This is a genomic window from Natronorubrum texcoconense, assembly GCF_900100335.1.
GTDB lineage: Archaea > Halobacteriota > Halobacteria > Halobacteriales > Natrialbaceae > Natronorubrum > Natronorubrum texcoconense.
The window spans coordinates 1,062,228-1,083,307 of sequence record NZ_FNFE01000001.1; the positions used below are offsets into that span (position 1 = coordinate 1,062,228).

Genomic DNA, 21,080 nt, shown 5'->3' on the forward strand with positions numbered 1-21,080 from the left:
CTTACTGTTGACCCGCTACGAACCGTCTCCCCTCATCTCTATCTGTTGAGAGGTCGTTCTGAAGGAAGTCCGAGTATCAAATCACTAGGAACGGTGGTTCCACAACTAACCTGCTGAACAGACACATATCGACGGGCCTCTGCGAAAGGTGGAATTGCTACGTCTGCTTACTAAGCGTTACGGGTTTCGCCACATATAGACAAGCGGTGGTACGAATGAATACACAATCATGACAAGACTAAGGAGAAATAGGTAGAAATCCGTGTCAGATGGAGTGCTGCTAATAATATACGCGGCTGCGAGTACTGCAAGTGCCAAGCCGACTATTGCAGAGCGGATTGCACGAAGATGTGCAGAAAGCATCGAAGAGTGTTCATCATCCATACATAACATGCGCTGTTGCTACTATATCTATCTTTTGTCGATAAAGTCTGCTTGTCAAGTGATACATGAATCTTCTATACTGAATTCGAGTTTCACGACCCTCACTGGATAAAGAAATAGGGATGCCAACTACGTTAACGTAGGAATCATAGTGCAACATAGGTTCGACCGCGATTCTCTCCAGTCGCTTTGATAAGATTATATCGCTGCATCTTCTGTAGGTAATTCCGTACCATTCGGTCGCTTTTCGGTTCTTCAGCCCGCTCTCGGTACTGCTCGTATAGGTCACTTGGCGCAATCTCCTGCTCCTCTGTAATAATCTCGTAGAGGATGCGCTGCTCTTCGATGAGTTTCTCGACGTTCCGCTGGCGGATTTCCGATTTCGCTTCCGATACCGAGGTCTCGATGACCTCATCAGAAATGGTATCCAATCCTTGCTGAGTCGCTCGCCGCGCCGCCACGCGCAGCACTTCGATGCCGACTCGGGCGTCGCCCGCCGCAGCGTCCGCAATCAGCTCTAACTGCCCGTCTGTCACTGTATCTTCTCGGAGACCCCAGCGAACGCGGTCCTCCAGAATCGCCACGAGTTCCTCGACGCTGTAGCGGTCGAAGTCGATGCGGATGGCTGTTCGCAGGCGACTCGTCAGGCGCTCGTTCAGAGAGGCGAACAGTTCCGTCTCCTGGTTAGCAATGAGCACCATCGTTAGCCCCCGCGTGCGGTACAGTTCGTACAGGACGCTCTTGTCCTCCAGCTGGTCCACCTCATCGAGAATGATAACATACGGTGCCCCCTCATGCGCGTGAAGCCGTTCGAGGAGTTCGTCTTTCGGAGTGGACTGGCGGTGGATGTCCAGCGTGCGGTCAATCCCCTCCAGAATGCGGTATAGGGTTTTGAATCGAGAGTAGTCCTCCCAGCAGTTCACGTACTGGTAGTTGATGTCGATGACGTTCTCACGGAGTCGCTCGGCCACGAATTGAGCGATGCAGGTCTTCCCTGTCCCCGACGGACCATAGAGAAACGCGGTCTCGCCTGCATTCCCTTCCATCACGGGCTCTAGGGCGTTGGAAAGCGTGTTGACTTCTTGGGTGCGGTGGACGATGTCTCTGGGAACGAACTCGGGCTGGAGCACACGAGCATCCCGTATCATAGGTCCGTGATATGCTATTCGATAACATAAGTGGAAGCGTGTGATTTCCACTTTTCCGAAATCCGTTCGGCCATTGCTGGGCTGTATTGGAATTCTGGAAATCACACGCCCGAACTTACGAAGCGGTCAACCAATAACGTCGATATGGGCGACCTCACCCCACTCGCGTTCGACATCGAAACCTCAGGATTGGAACCTGGTTCTGTCATCACGGTCGGTGGACTCGCCTTTGACCTGGGCGCATGGCTCGTGCTGAACACCAGCGGGCGACATGCCGATGCGAATCGTCTCGAAACGGTCCTTGAAGACCAAACTGGGTCAACTGTCCACGTAACCGTCGTTGACGATGAACGAGCACTACTCACCGCTCTTGCTGATTGCGCAGCCGAGCGTGTTGATGGTGACCGCCACTACCTGACCGCGTTTAACGGCGAGGTCTGGAAAGGCGGGTTCGACTTACCATTTCTGCGCACCGCTTGTGTCCGTCACAACGTTGATTGGCCGTTCCCCGACGTTGCGTACGCTGACACAATGACGATGATGGACCGCTTCGATACGGGTGACGCGTCCGACTTGGAAGGAGTTTACGAGGTGCTTATCGGAAACGACTATTGTGACCCATTTGCTGATAGTGGGGCTGCGGTGGACGCGTTCAAGAACGAGGACTGGGTGCCCCTATTACTGCATAACCTTGCGGACATCCAGCGCACGCGTGAGTTGGCCGTCCTCGCTGGGCGCTACATCCCGAAATCAGACTTCAAGATGAAGAATTTAGAGCCGCCTAATCTCTGATATGAATTAGAAGTTGCTGAAATCAGAATTCCTTCAGCGTGTTCTCGAAACATCGAACGCACTCAGTCACCATCATCACCTTTCTCGCCATTTTCCAAGCTTTGCGCAAAGCATCTCAGTGCTTTTACCCCATCCGTATATCGGGAATTGGGACTTTCAACCGTTGCTTCAGAGGCTATTTCGCGTATCTCTTCTTTCTTCTCGTCCCATTGCTGCCTAGAGTCATTATACTGATGATATTTTGCGACTCCTTCTGGTTTTATCAGCTGCATTCGGAGAAGTATTCCTTTCTCAGATAATACGTGCTTGTGACTTGTCCCTCGCTCCCCCTGAATGGTTTCCTGCTCAATTAGGGAGGCTTCGCTCGCTTCACGTAGACGAACTGCAAGAGTCTGGCGGCTAACTGGGAGGTCGTCATTCAAATCTTCAAACCGTGACCCGTCAAGGTCAATTTCGCACAACAACTCGATAGCTCCTGTTTTGGAGAGAAACTCGTCAATAGGGCGTTCCATCTCGTTCAGCATTTCTCCATGAAGAATTATAACATCTTGACTTCGGTCTGTTTTAGACCAAAATATTGCCCTGACCTGGATATGGTATAGAGCCAAGTCTACGCAGAGTTCCTATTAACCCGCTTACCGTGACTCAGTATATCGGAAAAGCGGAAGCAGCACGCCGATAATTTAGTCAAAATCATACTAAATCATCCTACAGAATGAACGGCTCTGATACTGGCTCATCAGATTCCCTGTCCGAGGTCGCCGACGACCTCGTTACCCAGGCAGAAGACCTCTGTCGTATCCACGACCATATCACTCGTGTCATCGCTGACCTCGAATTACCCGAGGATGGCTTTAAAGACCCGTTCACTACGTCTCGGTACGAGTTCGAGCCGATGCTACGAGTCCTGCTATACATGGAGGCTTCTGGCTTTAGTCAAGCTGAAACGCAGCAACGGCTCGAACACTGGCCGTTTCTCCAAGTCCGCTTCGGATTGAATGGAGCCCCACGTCAGCAGACTATCTCCCATAACGTGCGAAATCGATTGTCACGCCGTGGGCGGCAAGCGCTCAAAACAGCAGCAGAGAAAATCCGCGAGATTGCGGCTGACCATGACCTTGTAAGTGCTCCAGATGAAGGACCGACAATCGACCCCAACGAGATGGGAGAGAAAGGACTTACCGAAGCGGAAATCCTGCGGGCTGTTCGGGTTGCACGTGACCGTGTGTTCACGGAATTCGTCACCGAACGCGCTCCAAACGCGAAATACGAGGACGAAGTCTTTTGGGAACTCCAGGGATACCTCTCGATGACTGCGAGCGGGAAACGGAAAATGAAACGTCGGTCCGCTCGCTTCAGTTGGCGAGGTGAAACGCCGCACGGTGATACACATACGCGGACAATCAAGAAACTGGGCGCTCCCGACCCACAGACCAGTCTGTCAGAGTTCAGTGACGCAACGACCCCTAAGAATTGGAAACGGATTCGGAAAACGCTGCTCGACCCGTTCGATGCGGCTATCGAGAACCTCATCGAGGGAACAGACTTCGGAGACGCGCTGCGTGAGCCAGTGAACGTTGCCATCGACGTGACTCCCTGGGTGTTCTACCCGTCACCGTGGAAGAACCGCGACCTCGAAATCCCCAAAGAGGATTATCCAGAGATGGTGAGCGGACTCAAAGACGAGCACGCACGCGGATACAAGTTTGCGACACTCACGGTGATAGGCAAGAATACGCCGATTGTACTGGCAATCGAGCCCGTGAAAGAGAATTCAGATTGGGAATCCGATACAGCTGAGAGTATCAAGAAAGCAGCAGTCGTGGAGCGCCTCTTAGCGAAGGCCCAAGAGTACGTGGATATTCACAAGGTCATGGCTGACCGCGAGTTCAGTACCCACACTGTTCGAGATGTGATTGACCGTAACGGGCTGACCTATCTCATTCCGAAGCCCGCGCAGGCAGACCAAGACCTCGAAAACATTGAGAAGGTAAAGACGCATCCAGACGCTGATGTTGGTGTGGTGAACGACGTGCTATTAACTGTTGATGGGCGGACCCACGGAGTGGACTTCATGTACGTTCCATCACGAGAGGAGACTGGAAGCTATGCTATTTTCACCACGAACGCTGATGTACCGCCCGACCGAATACAGGGTCTGACCGCCCAGTATCGGGACCGTTGGATGATTGAGAACGAGTACAAATCCATCAAGAAACACTTTCTGCCAACGACGGCATCAACGGATTATCGAGTGCGCCTGTTCTACTTCGTCGCTGGCGTCCTAATGTACAACGTGTGGCGATTGACAAACCTCCTGTTGCGGTCGTGGGTAGACGTGCATCACGGAGAGTCGCCACCAGTCCCTGCTGGGGAAATAACGGAGATTCTCTTGCTTTGTCTCGGCCCTGACGGGATTGGATAGCGGCGTTATATACTCCTCTAGTGAGCTTAACCCTGAGTGACAACTTTCGCTACGATAGATTGTTTTCGTCCGTTTGTGGCATGATTCTGATGGTGGGCGGGTAGCGAGAGTTGAACCAGTTCACGAACTGTTCTCTCTGAAGCAGAGAAGGTCGAATTACCCTCGTTTTCGTTTGTCAATCGGCCAAACTCCGAACTTCTGGAACGCACAGAGTTTCGGAGGGGAGGCTATTTTCGCGTGGGTTACGGACTGATCGTAGTCCGACGGGGCTGCTATGGTGAGGACTCAACCGTTCTCCTCGCCAGATCATATCGAGTACGTAGATACGGCCCAAAATTCTGCGTCTCTCAGAGTGTCGCCACTCACGATGAGTGGCCCGAGTCGGCGTTGAGCGTTATTCCGGCGAGATTAGTGCTGCACAGACCAACTCGACACATTCACCCGCCGTCAGAGTCGGCGCGTAGTTCATCTTGCCGTCGACACCAGCCTTCTACAAGAAATCGGTGAGCCACCAGATGTTGTGCAGTAACACCGCGAACACGAAGTAGAATAGCCGTACGCGGTAATCCTTGGAAGATGTCTTCGCTAAAAAGTCGTTCTTGATGCTCTTGTACTCGTTCTCGATCTGCCAGCGACGACTGTATCGACGACAGAACGTCTCAGCTTCCTTGGGACCGGCTGAGAGGTTCGTCGCAAAGACCGTTGTGCCCTCGCTCTTCTATCAGTTTTCTATCATCTAATATTAAGGGGGGAGGCTATTGTTCTATTCAGAAGAATGGTCCTTGACATACGTATCCCGGAACTCCTGAATGAGTTGACCAGTCTCAGCGTACCACTGATTGAGCATTCGTTGGAGCTCATTCGCGATCTCGTCAGGGTCAGAGACTCTATACACGTGGTGATAGCCTCCCTTTGGACAACTTTCTTGCTCTTCTACAGCAACCCCTGCTTCTTCGAGTCGTTTGACTGAACGGTAGGCAGTCGTCCGCTCTTTCCCAATAAACTTCGCAATGTAATCCACGGTAAGCGGCTCAGAAGATTCCGCTAACAGTCGAAATACGGCTCTGTCGAGCTCATTCAGTCCGAACATACAGTCAAGAAGACCCTCACACTCTCGTTCATCCCGGAGTTGATTTTGTACGGCGTCTGGCATTGTTATCAGCTCTTAGTGCTGCGACCACATAAAGTTTGCATTTGGTATGCACTTAGGAGCGAATTCGAAATCGATGTGAAGCAGTTCTGCGGAGAGGAAACCAAACAAATTCATCGACTGATACGGGCCATACAGGGCAAATTAGTCCAATATATCCTATTTAACGAGGGTCGCCCTCGACAGCAATAGCCTTATCAGCACACTCCTCATTGCATTAGGTATGCAAACAACTGATGGCAGTGAGTTGGAATACGACGTTCTCATTATCGGGGGCGGGCCTGCGGGCTTGAGTGCAGCCCTCCAGTTAGGGCGCTCGCTCCGTAGCGTCTTGGTCTGTGACAACGGCGAACCACGTAATGGTCCCGCAGCTGAAGCCCACGGATACCTGTCGAGAGACGGTATTTCACCGGAGGAACTCCGTCAACTCGGTCGTGAGGAAGTTCTGAAATACGGTGGTGAGTTCCGAGATACGAAAGTAACGGATGTCAGTAGAGACAACAACGGATTCACTAGTACCCTGGATTCCGGCGAGACCGTCACAAGTCGGAAGATCGTACTCGCGACTGGTGTCAGAGACAATCTTCCAGATACCGACGGTTTTGAAGAGTTCTGGGGAAGTGGCGTGTATCACTGTCCCTACTGTCACGGCTACGAAGTCCGTGATGAACCCCTCGGCGTAATCGTCACGAATCAACACATGGTCGAGTACGCGAAGCTCATCTACAACCTGAGTGAGGATCTCATCGTATTCGCCGATGGACAGGACGTCTTCGACGAAGAATTGCGGTCGCTGTTCGGCGAGCGCGGAATTAAAATCGAGGACGAACCGATTACCGCCCTCAACGGTTCCGATGGTGAACTTGAAAGCGTTACACTCGCGGATGGCCGCGACGTAGCTCGTCACGCCTTGTTCTATGTCCCACCGATGAGGCAGCACAGCGAACTGGCTGAACAACTCGACCTTCAGGTCAACCAGGCTGGACTCGTCGACGCAACGCAATCTCAGCGTGGGTTTGGGTTCACGTCGATCGAGGGTCTCTTCGTTGCAGGCGACGCCTCTAGTGGGTCCCCTCCCTCTATACCGTCCGCCGTCTCCGATGGATACGCAGTCGGCACGACCGTCAACATGGAACTATCAACGGAAGACTTCGAAGGGAGGTGGTAATAATGGATAAGCGCCTTCAGGATCTTGCCGATCGCTTCTCGCAGATAGCTCACCAGTACGACGACAAACACGGTAGTGAACAGAAGACAATCTACAATGCGTGCGCCTCGCTCGTCGTCGAGCACGCCAACCCTGGGCCCGAGGACGTCGTCCTCGACCTCGGAACGGGGACAGGCCTCATTGCACTCGCGCTGGCCGGAAACGCCGGCCACGTCGTCGGTCGTGACATCAGTGACGGAATGATAGAGCAGGCGCGGTCGAAGGCCGCCGATAGGGGTATCGAGAACGTGGAGTTCGGCTTTGGCCAGTTCCGTGACCCGCAGTACGACGGTGAGGTAGACATCGTGGTCTCGAACTTCGCCCTGCACCACCTCCCCGATGAGGAGAAACGCGAGGCTATCGAGGCCATCGCCGACCTCGGCCCGCGTCGATTCGTCCTCGGTGACGCGATGTTCTTCGGCTCGCCCGACCCTGAAGAACCGCTATTCGGCCACGGGGTGGATGGGGCGACCGTCGGAATGCTCGTGGACGCACTCACTGACGGCGGATTCGCGGTTACTGCACTCGAGCGTGTGCATGACCAAGTGGGTGTTCTTGTCGCCGAACGGGTCGGTGGCGATTAGAGATGGATACGCTCTCCACAGCGTGGATACCCGAGAAATAGGATGTTCTATGAACGGTCGGAGCTAGTCCTGGTACGACTGTCTGGGCCGCACCAAATGCCCTCGCTGGTTGATCGTATAGGCACGTACGCGAGCAAGCTCACCGGCCGAATCTAGTTTATCCAATCTACAAGGAAAATACGCATCAAAACCATCCGCCGAGATTGTGGAACGCGACTCCGCCAAAAAATACCGACGGATCGGACACGACTCGAGCGATACCCACGGCTCGAGCGGCCATGATGGCCACAGACAGGCGTGCAGAACCGTCTCGGTGAACGGACGATCGTTACTCGAACGTCGCCGTATCGCCGCGACGATACCGGTCGAGGCGACGGTAGCCGTGGACGGTCGCGTCTTCGTTGAGTTCGATTTCGTAGCGTCCGACGATGTCCTGCGTGTCGGGGACGGCCCGCCGTTCGACGACTTCGACGACCGCGCGCCAGCCGTCGTCGGTTGGCGCGATCTCGCTGACCGCATCGAACTCTCTGCCGATGAGTTCGCCCGCCGTCGATTCGACGGTGCGTCGAACCGCGAGGACGCCGGCGATTTCGTCGTGGTCGGTTTCGACGTCGGCGTCGACGTCATCGGGATCGGTTTTCTCGTCGGCGGTCATGTCGACCGTCCCTAACTCTTGACTCTCGGCCTCCTGCTCGGATCCCTCATCGCTCTCTGCGTCCTGTTCTTGCTCGTCCTGTTCGTCCTGCTCTGCCTCGGCTGTCTGACTGTCGCTCACAGTTTGATCACTCTCGTCGTGTTGGTAGCAAAACCCGTCGTCTCGGGCCGGCCGTGAACAGCGCTCGCCGTCCTCGGTGAGCGCCTTACACTGGTCCGTCGATTGGTGGGTGTCGGCTTCGGCCATTGGCGTGTGGTGAACCTATTCTCGGTTTCGCGTCTGGTGTCGGGGCCGTCGATCGGTCAGAGCGCTTCGGCGATCTGCGACCGGAGCTGTTCGACGTCGTCCGGGCCTTCGCCGGCGATCTTCGGCGCCAGCACGTCCATGAAGACCTCCGTCAGCAACTCGTCTTTGAACTCGCCGTTCTCGCTGCCGCTGTCGAACACCGTGAGCCCCTTCGCGGCTGTGATCGCCGCTCGCGTGCCGACGACGACATCGAGTTCGTCGCGCAGCGCTCGCGTCGTCTCGACGATCGTCTCGACGTCTTCCTCGGAGAGGTCGACGTGTGAGTTGACGATCTCGCGTTCGGTCTCCGCGTCGTAGTAGTCGATGTGGACGCCGACGAACCGATCGAGCAGCGCGTCCTGTTGGCGGTGGACGCCTGCGTACTCGACGTCGTTCGAGGTCAGGATCATCCGGAACTCGGGGTGGACGTCGATCGATCGATCCGACCCCTTCTTTCCCGGTCGCTCGAGGACGCCCTCCTCGAGCACCGAGAGCAAGACGTTGTGGGCGGAGGGATCGCTACGGGAGAACTCGTTGTAGACGAGCGTCGCGCCCTCTCGGACGGCCACCGAGAGTGGATTATCGACCCACCGCTCCCGGACTATCTCCGTCTGTTTGCTGACGCCGCTGACGAACTGGTCGCTCTCCTTGTAGCTCTCTCCGCCGGCGTTCGCGCCGACGAGCGCGGCCGTGTCGACGGATTCGTCACCGTTGATCCAGACGACCGGCCGTCCGCGTTCGGCGGCAGCTGACAGCGCAAGCGCCGTCTTCCCACAGCCCGTCGGGCCGATCAGGTGGACCGGCTGATCCGCCTGGAGCCAGCCGTTGATTCTGCCTCGTAGCGAGGCGACGGCGTCCGTCTCGACGAACGGCTCGGGCGCGACCTCCTCGGGGTCGGAAAGCGGGCTGTCGCCGTTCTTTTTGCCCACGCTCGAGGATTTTCGAGCGAGTTCCTTTTTTGCGCGCCGTCCCTCCTTGCTCGAGCGGCTGCTCGCGATCTTTCGTCCTCTGACCTTGCGCTTGCGCGAAGAATCGTCGGCCATGGAGTGTTATTCGGCGGACTGTGGTGACGATTCCGGTCGCGGTTCGACCTCGAGTTCCTCCAGATCTTCGAGGTCGCCCTCTGCCGTCGCTTGCTCAATTTTTGCGATCTCCTCCGCGTAGTGCAGGAAGGTGTCGACGGAGGCGACCACGACGCGGGCCTCGATCGTCAGCAGTTCGATTCCGACGACCGAAACGCGAGCCCAGACGTCGATGACGACGCCCTTGTCGAGGATACGGTCCAGTACCTCTGCGAGACTCGAAGAGTCGGGTCTTCGGCCTGATGATGCTGCCATGATACGGTCACAGGTTCACGCCGACTTCGTAACACGGCTTGCACTGCGACTGCAAGCCAGTTCACTGAATTCTCGGACAAAACGGCCGAAATCCTCCGATACCGGATCCGACACCGACTCGGATGGAACGACGTTCGCGCCTGCTGCGTTCTCGTCTCGGTCGTCGGCTGCAACTGCAAGCACCACGATAACCCGTCGGAGCGTCGAATTTCAGGTGACGAGTTCCTCGGCTACCCGCGGGTGACGTCCGTTCGCGTCCGACTGGTGCTGTGTTCGGGCTCGCGGCGAGTAGTCGAATTCCGTTCCCATGATATTCCGATCGATCCGTCTCGAGACCGGCGACGAATTACGCCCGCGCCTGCGGGCACGAGTATCGAGCGACAGCCGTCGGGTGTCGAACGCCGACACGCAGGTGATCGAGCGATGACCAACCGGTACGTCTACGGTGTGATGAACGACGATCCCGTCGAGTTCGAGACCGACGCCGTCGGTGGGGCTGACCGCGTGTACACGGTCTCGCACCGTCGTCTCAACGCTGTCGTCTCCGATATCGACACGACCAGTCCGGAGGAGACCGACGAGGACGCCCAGCGACACGACGACGTGCTCCGGGAGATCATGGAGCGCGACGGCGGCCGCGCGATCGTCCCGATGCAGTTCGGGATGGCCTTCGAGAGCGATCGAGCGCTGAAGAACGTTCTTCGCGGCGCCAGACCGGCGTTTCGGCGCGCACTGAACGACGTCGAGGGTCGGATCGAACTCGGGGTCAAGATCGTCCGCGAAGAGGACGCCGAGGTCGACGACGACGCGGTCGAGGAAGCCGTCGCGGACAAACTCGAGTCCATCGCCGCCCAGTCGGTCCCGAACGACCTGTTCAGCGATCGGCTCGTGCTCAACCGCTCGTATCTCGTCGAGCGCGAGGACCGCGAGGCGTTCGACGACGCCGTCGCCGAACTCGAAGAACAGTACGACGACCTCATGTTCCGGTACACGGGGCCGTTCGCGCCGTACAGCTTCGTCGACGTCAAGATCGGCGCCCAACAGTAACCATGTTCATCCTCGACGACCTCCTGATTCGACCGTTCGTCGGCATCGTCGACACGCTGCACACGATGGCGCTCAGCGAGTTGTACGATATCGAGGGCCTCGAGGACGAACTCAAGGAGAACCAGTTGCTGTACGAACTCGGCGAACGCTCCGAGGAGGAGTACCAGCGTCGAAAGGAAGAGATCGAAGCGGAGATCGAGATCGCCCGCGACGTCCACGAACGACTCGCGAGCGGCCGCGTGGAGGTAAAATCGTAATGACAGAAGAGGACTCCGATCCGGACGACCGACGCGACGAATCGAGCGACGAGTACGACGATACCGTCGACGACGCGAGTCCCGCTAACGACGACTCTGTGGACGACTCGACGGACGTCCCGATCGACGACTCACCCTCGAGCGACGAGTCCACGGCTGATGGGCCCACATCCGACCAGGGGCCGAGCGAGGGAGAATCGGACGACTCGCGAATCGGCGTCTCGGTGTCCGGAACGGATGCCGGCCCGGAATCCGACGATCACGAAGCGAACGACGGGGGAACACACTGGCTCTCGAGCCTGTTGTCCGCTCTCGAGTCACTCGACAGCGGCTCGACGTCGGGCCGCCGCCGGACCGACCGAACGATCCTCGATTACGATATCTCGGTTCGTTCGGGTGACGACCTCACCGACGAGTCGGGGTTCGAGCGGACATCGTTCACCGATGCGGGATCCGACGACCGGAATCGACACGCCGATTCCGATACGGGTCGGGCCCGAAAACGGCGTCGTCGGTCGTCCTCCTCGGAGGGGCACCTGACGACCCGCCGGCACGACGACGAACTGCTCGTCACCGCCGACGTAGCTGGCACCGATCCGGACGACGTCACCGTCGGCTTCGACGACTCGACGCTCGTGGTCGCCGTCTCGGGGAGCGAACTCGACCGGGTCGACGTCCCTTGGCGGGATCGAACATCGAAGGCAACGATCAAAAATGGCGTCCTCACCGTCCTGATCGAGCCGGCGACCGACGAAGCGGCGAGTACGGAGACCGAGGGAGGGGACGGTGATGAGTGACGAGACCGACGGCTTCGATGCCCTCCTCGACGAGGCGGAAGACGCCCTCGGCAACGTCGACGAACTGCTCGGCGGCGTCGAGAATATCGACGAACTCGACGACAGTGCGCTCGAGTCGGTGATCGGAGACGTCGAGACGCTCGTAACCGTCGTGAAAGAGACCGAAGATCTGCTCGAGGCGATCGATCTCACCGATCTTCCAGACGCCGTCGACGGCGACGAACTGCTCGAGGCGATCGAAGTGGGAGAGATCCCAGAAATAGTTGCGGACGACGAGCAGGGCGCGAGCGACCTCGTCAACTTCACGCAGCTGTTTCGGGCGATCGACCTGCTCAACGCCTGGGACGCCACCGATCTCTCCGATCTGTGGCAGGAGAAACGCGAACTCCAGGACGCGGTCGACGAGCTCGGAGACGGCGACGACGCAGGGATGGTCGAAGACGCGATCTCGGACGTTACCGACGGTGAGGACGGCGACTTGATCGGAAGCGACGACGAGGACGTGATCGAGATGGACGCTGGCGACGCGAAGGAGGCGCTCGGCGATATCGACGTCGCGGAGGATCCCGAGGCCTACCAGATCGCAATCCAGGAGCAGGCGATGAAGGGAATCGACGCCTTCCGCTCGGCGCTGCTCGAAACCCACGAGAAGTTCGAGGAGCTGTACGAGATGAACCGCGAGAAGATGCGTCGGCAGGATACGAGCACCAACTCGCGGAACCCGACCGCGGCGGCGACGATTCCGACCGACCGGCGCGATCTCGGTGGCGGCGCTCGCTACTCGACGGTACCACAGCAGGTCAAACTCTCGACGGCACCGACGCGAAAGCGGATCTACGGCCGCCGATTCGAGATCGAGCGGGAAAAACAGCGGAGAGCTAACAATGAGTGATCTACCACAGCGCACGACCGGACGACGCGGGGTGAGCCAGACGACCGATTCGAACGCGAACGCGGAATCGACCGGCTGTGGAGGTGAGTGCGATGGTTGACGACTTCCAGCCGAGTCGACAGAAGGCCGACCTCGCCGAGGTCGTCGAGATGCTGCTCGACAAGGGGATCGTCATCAACGCGGACATCGCCGTTTCGATCGGCGACACCCAACTGCTCGGCGTGCAGGTCAGAGCCGCCATCGCTTCGTTCGAGACCGCGGCGAAGTACGGGCTCGAGTTCCCCGAGGGAACCGACATGCGCCGGGTCGCCGCGGCGGTCGACGAACCCGAACTCGCGGAGATGGACCGACCGAAGCCGCCGATCGATCCGACCCGCGGCGTCAACGTCACGCCGGACGAGCGCTACGCGGACGAGACGCGCGATGAGTTTGCAGACGACGCGGACGACCGCGAAGCCGAGGACTCGAGCGACGGGAGCGAGAACGACGAGAGCGACGAGCAACCCGACCGCGGAACCGAACACGTCGGCGCGCGGCCGGACCCGGAGCGGCCGACGAGCGGCGGGTTCGATCTGCTCAGTGACGACGCGGAGTCCGGTGACAACGCCGACGAAGGAGCCAGTGAGAGCACCGATGCCGAGGGCGAAGAAACCGAAGACACCGAAACGGCGGACGCGGAGGCCGAGGACGCATGAAACAGATCGACGTCGGCGACGGTGAGGACGCACGCCAGGGGCTGGTCACGCTCGTCATCACGGTCGTCGAGATCCTGATCGACGCCTTAGAGCGCGAAGCGGTTCGGCGCATGGAGTCGGGGAACCTCTCCGACGAGGAGATCGAACGGCTCGGACAGCAACTCGCGTCGATCGAGGCCGAGATCGAACAGCTCAAAGACGACGAGGGGATCGAAGAGGGCGTCGACGACCTCCGCGGCGACCTGGACGGGCTGGTCAACGATGCCATCGAACAGCTCCACGGCGATCACACCGTCGCGAACAAACCCGGCTACTCCGTGTTCGGGGGTGACGAACAGTGAGCTCCGACCGCGCCTCAGATCGGCTCGAGGAACTCGAGGACGTCGACGGCGTCGATAGCTTCGACGCTCTCGAAAGCGGCGATTCGGACGACGTCGAGACGGCCGTCGACGACGACGTCATTCCCGATTTCGACGACGGGCGATACCTCTACTGCATCGTGCGAGTCGACGATGACGACGAGGTCGATGCGTTCGAGACGACCGGCGTCGACGGCGAACCCGTCTCGGTCGTCGTCGAGGACGGCATCGGCGCGGTCGTCCACGCCTGCGACGGCATCTACGACTCGGGGAACCTCACGCAGGTAAGACGCTGGCTCGTCCGCCACCAGACGGTGGTCGACGAGGCCGGCGAAGCCTTCGGGACGCCGATCCCGTTCCAGTTCGACACGATCCTCCGGGACGACGACGAGGGCGTCCGAGAGTGGCTGCGCGAGGAGTCCGACACGCTCGAGCGCGCGCTTTCGGGATTGGCGGACCACTGGGAGTACCGCGTCGAGGTCGTCGAAACCGACCCCATCAGCGACGAGGCGCTGATCGATCGGGACGAGCGGCTGGCCGAACTCGACGCCAAGATCGGTGACTCCGGGGAGGGGACGGCGTTCCTCCTCGAGAAGAAGTTCGACCAGCGGCTCACGGAGCTGCGGGCGGCCCGCCGCGAGTCGATTACGGGCGACCTGCAGGCGCGACTCGACGAGCACGCGAGAGAGGTACACCAACTCGAGCGGTCGCCGAGCGCCTCCCTCTCCGACGAGGTCGCGGGGGACGCGAGCGACGGCGAGACGCTCTGCCGACTCACCCTGCTCGCCCACGAGGACGACGAGGGAGCCGTCGGATCGGTGCTCGACGACGTGGCCGCGAACGACGGCATCGAGGTCAGGTTCACGGGTCCGTGGCCGCCGTACACGTTCGCGCCGGAACTGGGTGGTGACTCCGAGTCGGCCGACCAGCCCCGATCATGAGACCGCAAAAGAACGAAGAGACCCTCGTCGACGTCCTCGACGTCCTGCTCAGGGATGGAGCCGTCCTCCGTGCGGACGTCGTCATCTCGGTCGCGGAGATTCCGCTCGTCGGGCTCAAGCTGACGGCCGCCCTCGCGGGCATGGAGACGATGAACGAGTACGGCCTGTTCGAACAGTGGGATATCGAACGCCGACAGACGGCCGTCACTCGTCGACAGCACAGACAGGCCGGTCAGCAAGAGAAGCGCACCCGACGGCTGGAAGAACGGGAACAGGAACGAGACCGAGAGCGAAGCCGTGAGTTCGAGGGTCTCGACGAGATTACGGTCGACGACGAGCAGGATCGGGACTGATCGCCGAACGGATCCGATTCGGCGTATGCTGTCGACGGACGAACCGAGAGTGACACACGCGACGAATACGACCGACCGTCCAGTCTCGTATTCGATCCTCCCGGTGCTCGCGACTCGAGTCGCTGACTCCGATCGTCGACACGCGAACACAGAACGAGACGTTCGACCGCACGAATCGGGCGGCTGTCCGTCGAACGAGACCGCACCAGTCCGTCGCGCTGTCAGGCGAACTTCGGTCGCTCCGTCGTGAGTTCGACGTCGCCGGTGACGGTTTCCTCGTCGTGGTCCTCGTCGTAGATGTACTGTCCGGTCGCCCCGCAGAGCGTACACTCGTAGGTTTCGGAGATCTCGTTGATCATTTCGCCGTCTTCGAAGTAGACGCGGCTCTGCGTGATCTGCAGGAATTGGGCGGTCTCGCAGTTACTGCAGGTGATCATACTCGACCGAAAGCGAGGACCAGTTGTAGTTATCCGGCTTGTAACGGAAAGCCGCGACCTGCTATGCGTTTCTTACCCGGCGGTCGTCGACGGACCGGCCGCCGGCACCTGTGCCAACCGATTCCGTTCTCGCGACGCCGTCACATGGGAGAGTAAACAGCACATAACCGCACGACTGCGCCGGGATAGACTTGGGTTTTCGAAACTGAATTAGCTGCCGGTAAACTCCGTTCGATCTGACAGTTTATCGCGTTATTCGGACACTTCTCGTGGCCGTTTCCACACCCTCTCTGGGACGAATCAGTCGCGGCTACGGGGCGCCCGACCGCCACCGTTCGGCGACGACGTCACCCGCTGCTACCGTCGCGATGTCGTCCTCAATTCTCGAGCGAGACCGACACTCGATCGCCGGTTCGCGCCGCTTCGTAGGCCGCCTCCGTGAGTGCTGTCACCCGGAGTGCGTCTCGAGCCGTGGCCGGCGGCTCCTCGCCCGTCCGAACGCTCTCGAGGAAGGCCTCGGCGCGGTTCTGTTCGGTCCGAAAGTCGATGTAGGGGTCGTACTCGCCCGCGTCGGAATCGATCTCCGTGACCGTTCGCGAGCCCCACTGGCGGCCCTCGAGGTAGACCGCTCCCTCGTCGTCCCAGCAGTGGATGTGTTCGCGGACCGACGGAGCGTCGCCGTTGAACGAGAAGGTCCCGGTCGCCCCGTTCTCGAACCGAACGTCGAGATGCGCGCGTTCGTCGATCCGTTCCGCCTCGTCGTGAAACGTCATACTTGCGGCGACGGATTCGGGCTCGAGACCGGTCGTCCAGAGCACGCCATCGAGGACGTGGCTGCCGGTGTCGTAGAGGAAGCCGCCGCCGGAGAGGTCGGGGTCGAGCCGCCACGTTCCCATCGAGTCGTCGATCCAGTCCTGCGTAATGGAGGCCGTCAGCCAGTTCGGCGAGCCGTCGAGAAACCGCTCTCTCGCGGTTCGAAACGCCGTCTGGAGATGGCGCTGGTAGCCGACCATCAGCGTCTGCTCGCCCCGTTCGGCGCGCTCGGTGAGGTCGCGAGCGTGCTCGAGGTCGGTCGCGAGCGGTTTGTCGCAGTAGACGTGGTAGTCGTGTTCGAGTGCGGCGGCGACCTGCTCGTAGTGGAGGGTGTGGGGCGTACCGACGAGCACGGCGTCAAGTGGCTCGTCCTCGAGCATCGTCGCGTAGTCGGTGTACCGTCCGTCGGTCGGGACGCCGAACTCGGTTCCCGTCTCTTCGAGCCGGGCCGAATCGAGGTCACAGAGGGCTCGGACGGTTGCGTGCGGGTGTCGATGAAGCTGTCCGCCGACGGTCGTGCCGATGTATCCGAGTCCGACGATACCGATTCGAAGCGAGGCGGAAGCCTGATCGTCGCGCATGGCCCAGCGGATGGGCTACAGTACCATCGTTTGGGGGTCGTCACAGGCAAGCATCCGTGATTCGGGCGAGGTTCGGCGATCAGACGTGGCGGCCGCTCGGCCACCCGCGGCCGAAGGCAGCGCCAACCACGTCGAAGGGAGACGTTGTACGACGGTATCCGCCGCCTGTCGAGGTTTTGCCCCTGCCACCATCGCGCAAGTGGCTGCATAACAATGGGTCGGACTTGCAATGTACTGGTTGCGGGGACGCAAGCCCCCGCCGGGTACACGCTCCAACAGACGACGCGCTACCCAGTCGATTGCGTGTTCGTGCCCGGATCGCTCGAACGTGGACTCGCCCCCGCTTCGAGTTAGCTCATGTCTCTCACGCCGGGGCGGGCTCCCGCCCCCGCCCGGGTTTTCGACCCTGACTCGCCGCCGAACCGCGGTTGCGAACCCTGTCAAGGCGAGTCGGGACTCGATCCGAACGCTACTCCGACGCACTCTCGAGCGACGCAAAAACGGATTCGCGTTCGAAAACTGTCGGCGCCGCGTCGCCTCAGAACTCTGTGACGACGGGAATGCCGACCGTCTCGTAGTCGTCCATCGAGGCCAACGTCCCCGGGAGTTCGTCGAGACTTAGGGTTTCGCCGATGATCTTGCCCGGCTCGAGGGTCCCCTTCGCGATCAGTCGGAACAGCTCCTCGTAGCGGACCAACGGCATGCCGAAGGAGCCGTGGAAGTCGATCTCCTGCATCGTCATGACGTCGACGGGCAGGTCGATCTGGCCCTGTTCCTCGCCGGTCGTCAGGCCGACTTGAACGTGGCTGCCCCGCGTTCCGAGGCTGTTGACCGAGTTCTGGCAGGTTTCCGCGATACCGAGCGCGTCGATCGAGACGTCGGCGCCGCCACCGGTCAGTTTCTTGATCTCCTGTGGCGCGCTGTCGACGTCGGCCCCGTTGACCGTTTCGATGGCGCCGAGTTCCTCGGCGCGCTCGAGTTTGGAGTCGAGTACGTCGACGGCGATCGGATGGGCGCCCAGCGCCTGTGCGATGTGGATCGCCGAGAGACCGACGCCGCCGCAGCCGTGGACAGCGACCCAGTCGCCGGGCCGAAGGTCGGCTCGGTCGGCTAACGCGTGGTAGGCTGTCATGAACCGGCAGCCGAGCCCGGCCATCTCGGTGAAGTCGACTTCCTCGGGCAGTTTGACGCAGTTGAAGTCGGCTTCGCGGACCGCAAAGGCCTCGGCGAACGCGCCCTGGGAGTACTCAGAGAGACCGAGCGGCAGGACCGTTTCGCAGTTGTTCGCTCGCCCCTCACGACAGTGTGGACAGGTTCCGTCGCCGAGGTGGAACGGAACGGCGACCCGGTCGCCCGCCTCGAGCGTCTCGACGTCCTCACCGACTTCGGAGATGATTCCGGCGGGTTCGTGACCGAGAATCTGCCCCTCCGGGACGCCCGCGCCGATCCAGCTCCAGTCGCCCTGCCAGGCGTGCCAGTCACTGCGGCAGACGCCACAGGCTTCGGTCTCGACGACGACCTGATCCGGGGCTGGCTCCGGATACGACACGTCTTCGATCTCGAGCGGTTCTCCGTGCTCCTGGATTACGGCTGCTCGCATACGTTCATGGTTCTTCCTGATAGTACAAAAGTGTGCGACATGTGATTCGACGGTCGGCTGCGATAATCCGGTGCTCGAGCGTCTGAAACAGTTATAAACGCAACTTCCGTTTTTCGGACCGAGATCGTTTGCCACTCGTGATACACGAATCGCGAACGGCCGATAGGAGCTACTCAGTTCGATCATCGGTTGTACTGCGTTGGGTTCAGTAGCTGTCTGCTTGGGAATATGAAATTTTAGGAGAATACTATTTATTAATATGATTGTTATCTGTTTATTCTCACCTCGTCAGTAGCAAAGGCACTCAATTGAGCCGGTATATGGCCCATTCGCTCGAAATTGGCTATTGGGCTGTGCGTTTGGGATTCTCGAGAGGTATCTCGGTTTACTTGGAGAATACCCTGCTGAGAGCGACCAAAGGGCACATCTAGTTGAATATGTTCGACCGATCGCTTCCCGGACTGAGTGATTAATTATCTGACTATTGTGGCTAATAATCGAAAATATATCACTTCAAGCTCGAGCAGAGGACCTGATAGATTCAGGCGTATCGAACGCCGCTCACTCGTCCGCCGCCTCGCCGTCGCGATCCTCGAGTTTGAACTTCTGGATCTTGCCGCTGGTCGTCCGCGGAAGTTCGTCGATGAACTCGACCTCCCGTGGGTGTTTGTAGGCGGCGACACGCTCGAGGAAGTAGTCCTTGATGTCCTCCTCGGTGACGTCCACTCCGGCTTCGATATCGGGTGCGGGAACGACGAACGCCTTCGGTACCTCGTTGCGTCGGTCGTCCGGAATGCCGACGACGGCGCCCTCGGCGACAGCGTCGTGTTCCGAGAGGAGTTCCTCGAGTTCGCTAGGATAGACGTTGTAGCCGGCCGTGTTGATCATGTGCTTTTTCCGATCGACGATCTCGTAGTAGTTCTCTGCGTCCCGGCGGGCGATGTCACCGGTCCGGAAGTAGCCGTGTTCCGTAAAGGCCCGGTCGGTCGCGTCGGGCATGTTGTGATAGCCGTCCATCACCTGCGGTCCGCGGACGACGAGTTCCCCCTCCTCGCCCGCCGGAACTTCCTCGCCGGAGCTATCGACGATCTTGCAGTCGGTCTGTCGGGTCGGCTGGCCGATCGTCCCGTGGCGCAGGCCGAACGTCGAACTCCCCTGGGTGTGGGTCGCGCCGTGGGTTTCGGTGAGCCCGTACCCCTCGGTCATCTCGACGCCGGCGACCTCCTCGAACTCCTGTTGGACCGCGACGGACATCTTCGCGCCGCCCTCGCCCGCGGACTCGAGGCAGGTCAGATCGTAGTCGCCGAACTCGTCGCTGTTGACCATGTCGACGTACATCGCGGTGACGCCGACGTAGTGGGTGATCCCCGCCTCCTCGATGAGTGCCATCGCCGCGTCGGCGTCCCAGTTCGCCGCACTCCGGAGGAAGATACTGCCGCCGCGGAGCAGGGGCTGCCACGCGGTGTGCGTAAAGCCGGTGATGTGGTACAGCGGGAGCCAGACGAGGCTGCGGACGTCCTCGTCGTCGAGCTCGCTCGGTTGGGAGAGCACCGAGAACATCTGCGCGCGGAAGTTCCGGTGGGTGAGCCGGACGCCCTTCGGCTTGCCCGTCGTCCCCGAGGTGTACGGTAGGAGCGCCAGATCGTCGTCCGCGCGCTCGACGAACGTCTCCTCGCCGCGAACGTCGGAGAACATCTCGACGCCCTCCTCCGTGCTTCCGACGCCGATCACGACGGGGTCCCAGTCGATCTCCTCGAGCGCCTCCTGCAGGTACGGTAACAGCGCCGCGTGGGTCAGGACCGCCGTCGCCTGCGTGTCCTCCAGCTGATAGGCTAGTTCTCGCCGCCGGTACTGCGGATTGACGGGCGAGACGGCGACGCCAGCTTTGAACGCCCCGAGCGCACCGATCAGGTACGGCGGACAGTTCGGGAGATACTGGAGCATCACGTCGCCGGGCTCGATTCCGAGGTCGGCCAGCCCCCCGGCGAACTGCGCGCTCTCCGCGCGAAGCTCCTCGTGTGTCAGTTGCGTTCCGTGATATTCGATGGCCGTCGCCGACCCGTGGTGGCGCGCGGTTTCGTCGTGCAATCGAGCCGCATTCCCCGCTCTCGCCTCCTCGCGAACGTCTTCCAGATCCATGTTCTCACATAACACTGTGTGGTACTAAAGCGTATCCCGAGTGATCGGTCTCGAGACCGACGGGCCGATGCTCGGTCCACTATCGCTGGAACCGGCCGCCTCGAGAGTTGTGGGTCAGGAATCGCCGATCACGAACTCGAGTACACGCCGCTTCTCGGTTCGTCCGAGGCTCCCGGTCTGTCGACTCTCATCGCCTCGAGAG

General features: G+C 59.8%; 22 protein-coding genes and 1 pseudogene. 12 read left to right on the plus strand and 11 right to left on the minus strand.

Going from position 1 to position 21,080, the window contains the following annotated elements:
- Positions 1-530 precede the first annotated feature (530 nt).
- On the minus strand, positions 531-1,532 hold the full coding sequence (locus BLT08_RS05025; RefSeq protein WP_090303653.1) for a Cdc6/Cdc18 family protein: 1,002 nt from the start codon (positions 1,530-1,532) through the stop codon (positions 531-533).
- A gap of 144 nt (positions 1,533-1,676) precedes the next feature.
- On the opposite strand from BLT08_RS05025, the gene BLT08_RS05030 reads away from it, so the two are divergent.
- The gene (locus tag BLT08_RS05030) at positions 1,677-2,324 is read left to right on the plus strand and encodes a 3'-5' exonuclease family protein (protein WP_090303654.1); all 648 of its coding nucleotides are present in this window, start codon (positions 1,677-1,679) and stop codon (positions 2,322-2,324) included.
- Positions 2,325-2,386: 62 nt separating this feature from the next.
- Here the strand turns inward: BLT08_RS05030 and BLT08_RS05035 are convergent, their stop codons facing one another.
- The gene (locus BLT08_RS05035; protein ID WP_139171270.1) at positions 2,387-2,836 is read right to left on the minus strand and encodes a hypothetical protein; all 450 of its coding nucleotides are present in this window, start codon (positions 2,834-2,836) and stop codon (positions 2,387-2,389) included.
- 203 nt (positions 2,837-3,039) lie between these two features.
- Here BLT08_RS05035 and BLT08_RS05040 point away from each other — a divergent pair, with 203 nt between their 5' ends.
- Positions 3,040-4,749 (plus strand): transposase, encoded by a 1,710-nt coding sequence (locus BLT08_RS05040; RefSeq protein ID WP_217636370.1) that lies wholly within the window; start codon positions 3,040-3,042, stop codon positions 4,747-4,749.
- Between the two features lie 394 nt (positions 4,750-5,143).
- Here BLT08_RS05040 and BLT08_RS05045 read toward each other — a convergent pair.
- Both BLT08_RS05045 and BLT08_RS05050 read right to left on the minus strand, forming a co-directional pair.
- Positions 5,144-5,461 (minus strand): annotated as a pseudogene (locus tag BLT08_RS05045) (transposase); the annotation flags it as partial.
- Positions 5,462-5,512: 51 nt separating this feature from the next.
- Positions 5,513-5,902 carry a helix-turn-helix domain-containing protein gene (locus tag BLT08_RS05050; protein WP_090303656.1) on the minus strand — a complete coding sequence of 130 codons (390 nt, stop codon included), beginning with the start codon at positions 5,900-5,902 and terminating at the stop codon, positions 5,513-5,515.
- Positions 5,903-6,122: 220 nt separating this feature from the next.
- On the opposite strand from BLT08_RS05050, the gene BLT08_RS05055 reads away from it, so the two are divergent.
- Positions 6,123-7,067 carry an NAD(P)/FAD-dependent oxidoreductase gene (locus BLT08_RS05055; protein WP_090303657.1) on the plus strand — a complete coding sequence of 315 codons (945 nt, stop codon included), beginning with the start codon at positions 6,123-6,125 and terminating at the stop codon, positions 7,065-7,067.
- Positions 7,068-7,069: 2 nt separating this feature from the next.
- Positions 7,070-7,690: a class I SAM-dependent methyltransferase gene (locus BLT08_RS05060; protein ID WP_090303658.1), complete on the plus strand. Its 621-nt coding sequence runs from the start codon at positions 7,070-7,072 to the stop codon at positions 7,688-7,690.
- A gap of 328 nt (positions 7,691-8,018) precedes the next feature.
- On the opposite strand, the gene gvpO is transcribed toward BLT08_RS05060, so the two are convergent.
- Genes gvpO through gvpA form a run of 3 tightly spaced genes read right to left on the minus strand, consistent with a single transcriptional unit; the run spans position 8,019 to position 9,967 of the window.
- Positions 8,019-8,591 carry a gas vesicle protein GvpO, halophile-type gene (gvpO, locus tag BLT08_RS05065; RefSeq protein ID WP_090303659.1) on the minus strand — a complete coding sequence of 191 codons (573 nt, stop codon included), beginning with the start codon at positions 8,589-8,591 and terminating at the stop codon, positions 8,019-8,021.
- Positions 8,592-8,647: 56 nt separating this feature from the next.
- Positions 8,648-9,673 carry a gas vesicle protein GvpN gene (gene gvpN / locus BLT08_RS05070; RefSeq protein WP_090303660.1) on the minus strand — a complete coding sequence of 342 codons (1,026 nt, stop codon included), beginning with the start codon at positions 9,671-9,673 and terminating at the stop codon, positions 8,648-8,650.
- 6 nt (positions 9,674-9,679) lie between these two features.
- Positions 9,680-9,967, minus strand: a complete 288-nt coding sequence (gene gvpA, locus BLT08_RS05075) for a gas vesicle protein GvpA (RefSeq protein ID WP_090303661.1) — start codon at positions 9,965-9,967, stop codon at positions 9,680-9,682.
- A 423-nt stretch (positions 9,968-10,390) separates the two neighbouring features.
- Here gvpA and BLT08_RS05080 point away from each other — a divergent pair, with 423 nt between their 5' ends.
- The 8 genes from BLT08_RS05080 (at position 10,391) to gvpM (ending at position 15,308) form a co-directional block, all read left to right on the plus strand.
- Entirely contained in the window at positions 10,391-11,014 is a 624-nt protein-coding gene (locus BLT08_RS05080) for a GvpL/GvpF family gas vesicle protein (protein ID WP_090303662.1), read from the plus strand.
- Positions 11,015-11,016: 2 nt separating this feature from the next.
- Positions 11,017-11,271 carry a gas vesicle protein GvpF gene (gene gvpF, locus BLT08_RS05085; protein ID WP_090303663.1) on the plus strand — a complete coding sequence of 85 codons (255 nt, stop codon included), beginning with the start codon at positions 11,017-11,019 and terminating at the stop codon, positions 11,269-11,271.
- The gene (locus BLT08_RS05090) at positions 11,271-12,068 is read left to right on the plus strand and encodes an Hsp20/alpha crystallin family protein (RefSeq protein ID WP_090303664.1); all 798 of its coding nucleotides are present in this window, start codon (positions 11,271-11,273) and stop codon (positions 12,066-12,068) included. The genes gvpF and BLT08_RS05090 overlap by 1 nt, the downstream gene beginning before the upstream one ends.
- Positions 12,061-12,960 (plus strand): hypothetical protein, encoded by a 900-nt coding sequence (locus BLT08_RS05095; RefSeq protein WP_090303665.1) that lies wholly within the window; start codon positions 12,061-12,063, stop codon positions 12,958-12,960. The genes BLT08_RS05090 and BLT08_RS05095 overlap by 8 nt, the downstream gene beginning before the upstream one ends.
- Positions 12,961-13,052: 92 nt before the next feature.
- Complete coding sequence (gene gvpJ, locus BLT08_RS05100; protein WP_090303666.1) at positions 13,053-13,655, plus strand: gas vesicle protein GvpJ; 603 nt, start codon at positions 13,053-13,055, stop codon at positions 13,653-13,655.
- Positions 13,652-13,996: a gas vesicle protein K gene (locus BLT08_RS05105; protein WP_090303667.1), complete on the plus strand. Its 345-nt coding sequence runs from the start codon at positions 13,652-13,654 to the stop codon at positions 13,994-13,996. The genes gvpJ and BLT08_RS05105 overlap by 4 nt, the downstream gene beginning before the upstream one ends.
- Positions 13,993-14,955: a gas vesicle protein GvpL gene (gvpL, locus tag BLT08_RS05110; RefSeq protein ID WP_090303668.1), complete on the plus strand. Its 963-nt coding sequence runs from the start codon at positions 13,993-13,995 to the stop codon at positions 14,953-14,955. Before BLT08_RS05105 ends, gvpL begins: the two co-directional genes overlap by 4 nt.
- Entirely contained in the window at positions 14,952-15,308 is a 357-nt protein-coding gene (gvpM, locus tag BLT08_RS05115; RefSeq protein WP_090303669.1) for a gas vesicle protein GvpM, read from the plus strand. Before gvpL ends, gvpM begins: the two co-directional genes overlap by 4 nt.
- A gap of 221 nt (positions 15,309-15,529) precedes the next feature.
- On the opposite strand, the gene BLT08_RS05125 is transcribed toward gvpM, so the two are convergent.
- The 4 genes from BLT08_RS05125 to BLT08_RS05140 all read right to left on the minus strand — a co-directional run bounded on the left by BLT08_RS05125 (position 15,530) and on the right by BLT08_RS05140 (position 20,878).
- Positions 15,530-15,745, minus strand: a complete 216-nt coding sequence (locus BLT08_RS05125) for a hypothetical protein (protein WP_090303671.1) — start codon at positions 15,743-15,745, stop codon at positions 15,530-15,532.
- Between the two features lie 377 nt (positions 15,746-16,122).
- The gene (locus tag BLT08_RS05130) at positions 16,123-17,139 is read right to left on the minus strand and encodes a Gfo/Idh/MocA family protein (RefSeq protein ID WP_090303672.1); all 1,017 of its coding nucleotides are present in this window, start codon (positions 17,137-17,139) and stop codon (positions 16,123-16,125) included.
- A gap of 538 nt (positions 17,140-17,677) precedes the next feature.
- Positions 17,678-18,739: a zinc-dependent alcohol dehydrogenase family protein gene (locus tag BLT08_RS05135; RefSeq protein WP_090303673.1), complete on the minus strand. Its 1,062-nt coding sequence runs from the start codon at positions 18,737-18,739 to the stop codon at positions 17,678-17,680.
- A 561-nt stretch (positions 18,740-19,300) separates the two neighbouring features.
- Complete coding sequence (locus BLT08_RS05140; RefSeq protein WP_090303674.1) at positions 19,301-20,878, minus strand: class I adenylate-forming enzyme family protein; 1,578 nt, start codon at positions 20,876-20,878, stop codon at positions 19,301-19,303.
- Positions 20,879-21,080: the final 202 nt, after the last annotated feature.

What these genes read in the sequence shown, in the direction of transcription:
- gvpJ (WP_090303666.1), top strand. Translation starts at nt 13,053, where the DNA reads ATGGTTGACGACTTCCAGCCGAGTCGACAGAAGGCCGACCTCGCCGAG.
- BLT08_RS05090 (WP_090303664.1), top strand. Translation starts at nt 11,271, where the DNA reads ATGACAGAAGAGGACTCCGATCCGGACGACCGACGCGACGAATCGAGC.
- BLT08_RS05025 (WP_090303653.1), bottom strand. Translation starts at nt 1,532, where the DNA reads ATGATACGGGATGCTCGTGTGCTCCAGCCCGAGTTCGTTCCCAGAGAC.
- gvpA (WP_090303661.1), bottom strand. Translation starts at nt 9,967, where the DNA reads ATGGCAGCATCATCAGGCCGAAGACCCGACTCTTCGAGTCTCGCAGAG.
- BLT08_RS05080 (WP_090303662.1), top strand. Translation starts at nt 10,391, where the DNA reads ATGACCAACCGGTACGTCTACGGTGTGATGAACGACGATCCCGTCGAG.
- BLT08_RS05030 (WP_090303654.1), top strand. Translation starts at nt 1,677, where the DNA reads ATGGGCGACCTCACCCCACTCGCGTTCGACATCGAAACCTCAGGATTG.
- BLT08_RS05095 (WP_090303665.1), top strand. Translation starts at nt 12,061, where the DNA reads ATGAGTGACGAGACCGACGGCTTCGATGCCCTCCTCGACGAGGCGGAA.
- BLT08_RS05050 (WP_090303656.1), bottom strand. Translation starts at nt 5,902, where the DNA reads ATGCCAGACGCCGTACAAAATCAACTCCGGGATGAACGAGAGTGTGAG.
- BLT08_RS05135 (WP_090303673.1), bottom strand. Translation starts at nt 18,739, where the DNA reads ATGCGAGCAGCCGTAATCCAGGAGCACGGAGAACCGCTCGAGATCGAA.
- BLT08_RS05060 (WP_090303658.1), top strand. Translation starts at nt 7,070, where the DNA reads ATGGATAAGCGCCTTCAGGATCTTGCCGATCGCTTCTCGCAGATAGCT.
- BLT08_RS05055 (WP_090303657.1), top strand. Translation starts at nt 6,123, where the DNA reads ATGCAAACAACTGATGGCAGTGAGTTGGAATACGACGTTCTCATTATC.
- BLT08_RS05040 (WP_217636370.1), top strand. Translation starts at nt 3,040, where the DNA reads ATGAACGGCTCTGATACTGGCTCATCAGATTCCCTGTCCGAGGTCGCC.
- BLT08_RS05130 (WP_090303672.1), bottom strand. Translation starts at nt 17,139, where the DNA reads ATGCGCGACGATCAGGCTTCCGCCTCGCTTCGAATCGGTATCGTCGGA.
- gvpF (WP_090303663.1), top strand. Translation starts at nt 11,017, where the DNA reads ATGTTCATCCTCGACGACCTCCTGATTCGACCGTTCGTCGGCATCGTC.
- BLT08_RS05125 (WP_090303671.1), bottom strand. Translation starts at nt 15,745, where the DNA reads ATGATCACCTGCAGTAACTGCGAGACCGCCCAATTCCTGCAGATCACG.
- gvpM (WP_090303669.1), top strand. Translation starts at nt 14,952, where the DNA reads ATGAGACCGCAAAAGAACGAAGAGACCCTCGTCGACGTCCTCGACGTC.
- BLT08_RS05140 (WP_090303674.1), bottom strand. Translation starts at nt 20,878, where the DNA reads ATGGATCTGGAAGACGTTCGCGAGGAGGCGAGAGCGGGGAATGCGGCT.
- BLT08_RS05105 (WP_090303667.1), top strand. Translation starts at nt 13,652, where the DNA reads ATGAAACAGATCGACGTCGGCGACGGTGAGGACGCACGCCAGGGGCTG.
- gvpN (WP_090303660.1), bottom strand. Translation starts at nt 9,673, where the DNA reads ATGGCCGACGATTCTTCGCGCAAGCGCAAGGTCAGAGGACGAAAGATC.
- gvpO (WP_090303659.1), bottom strand. Translation starts at nt 8,591, where the DNA reads ATGGCCGAAGCCGACACCCACCAATCGACGGACCAGTGTAAGGCGCTC.
- BLT08_RS05035 (WP_139171270.1), bottom strand. Translation starts at nt 2,836, where the DNA reads ATGGAACGCCCTATTGACGAGTTTCTCTCCAAAACAGGAGCTATCGAG.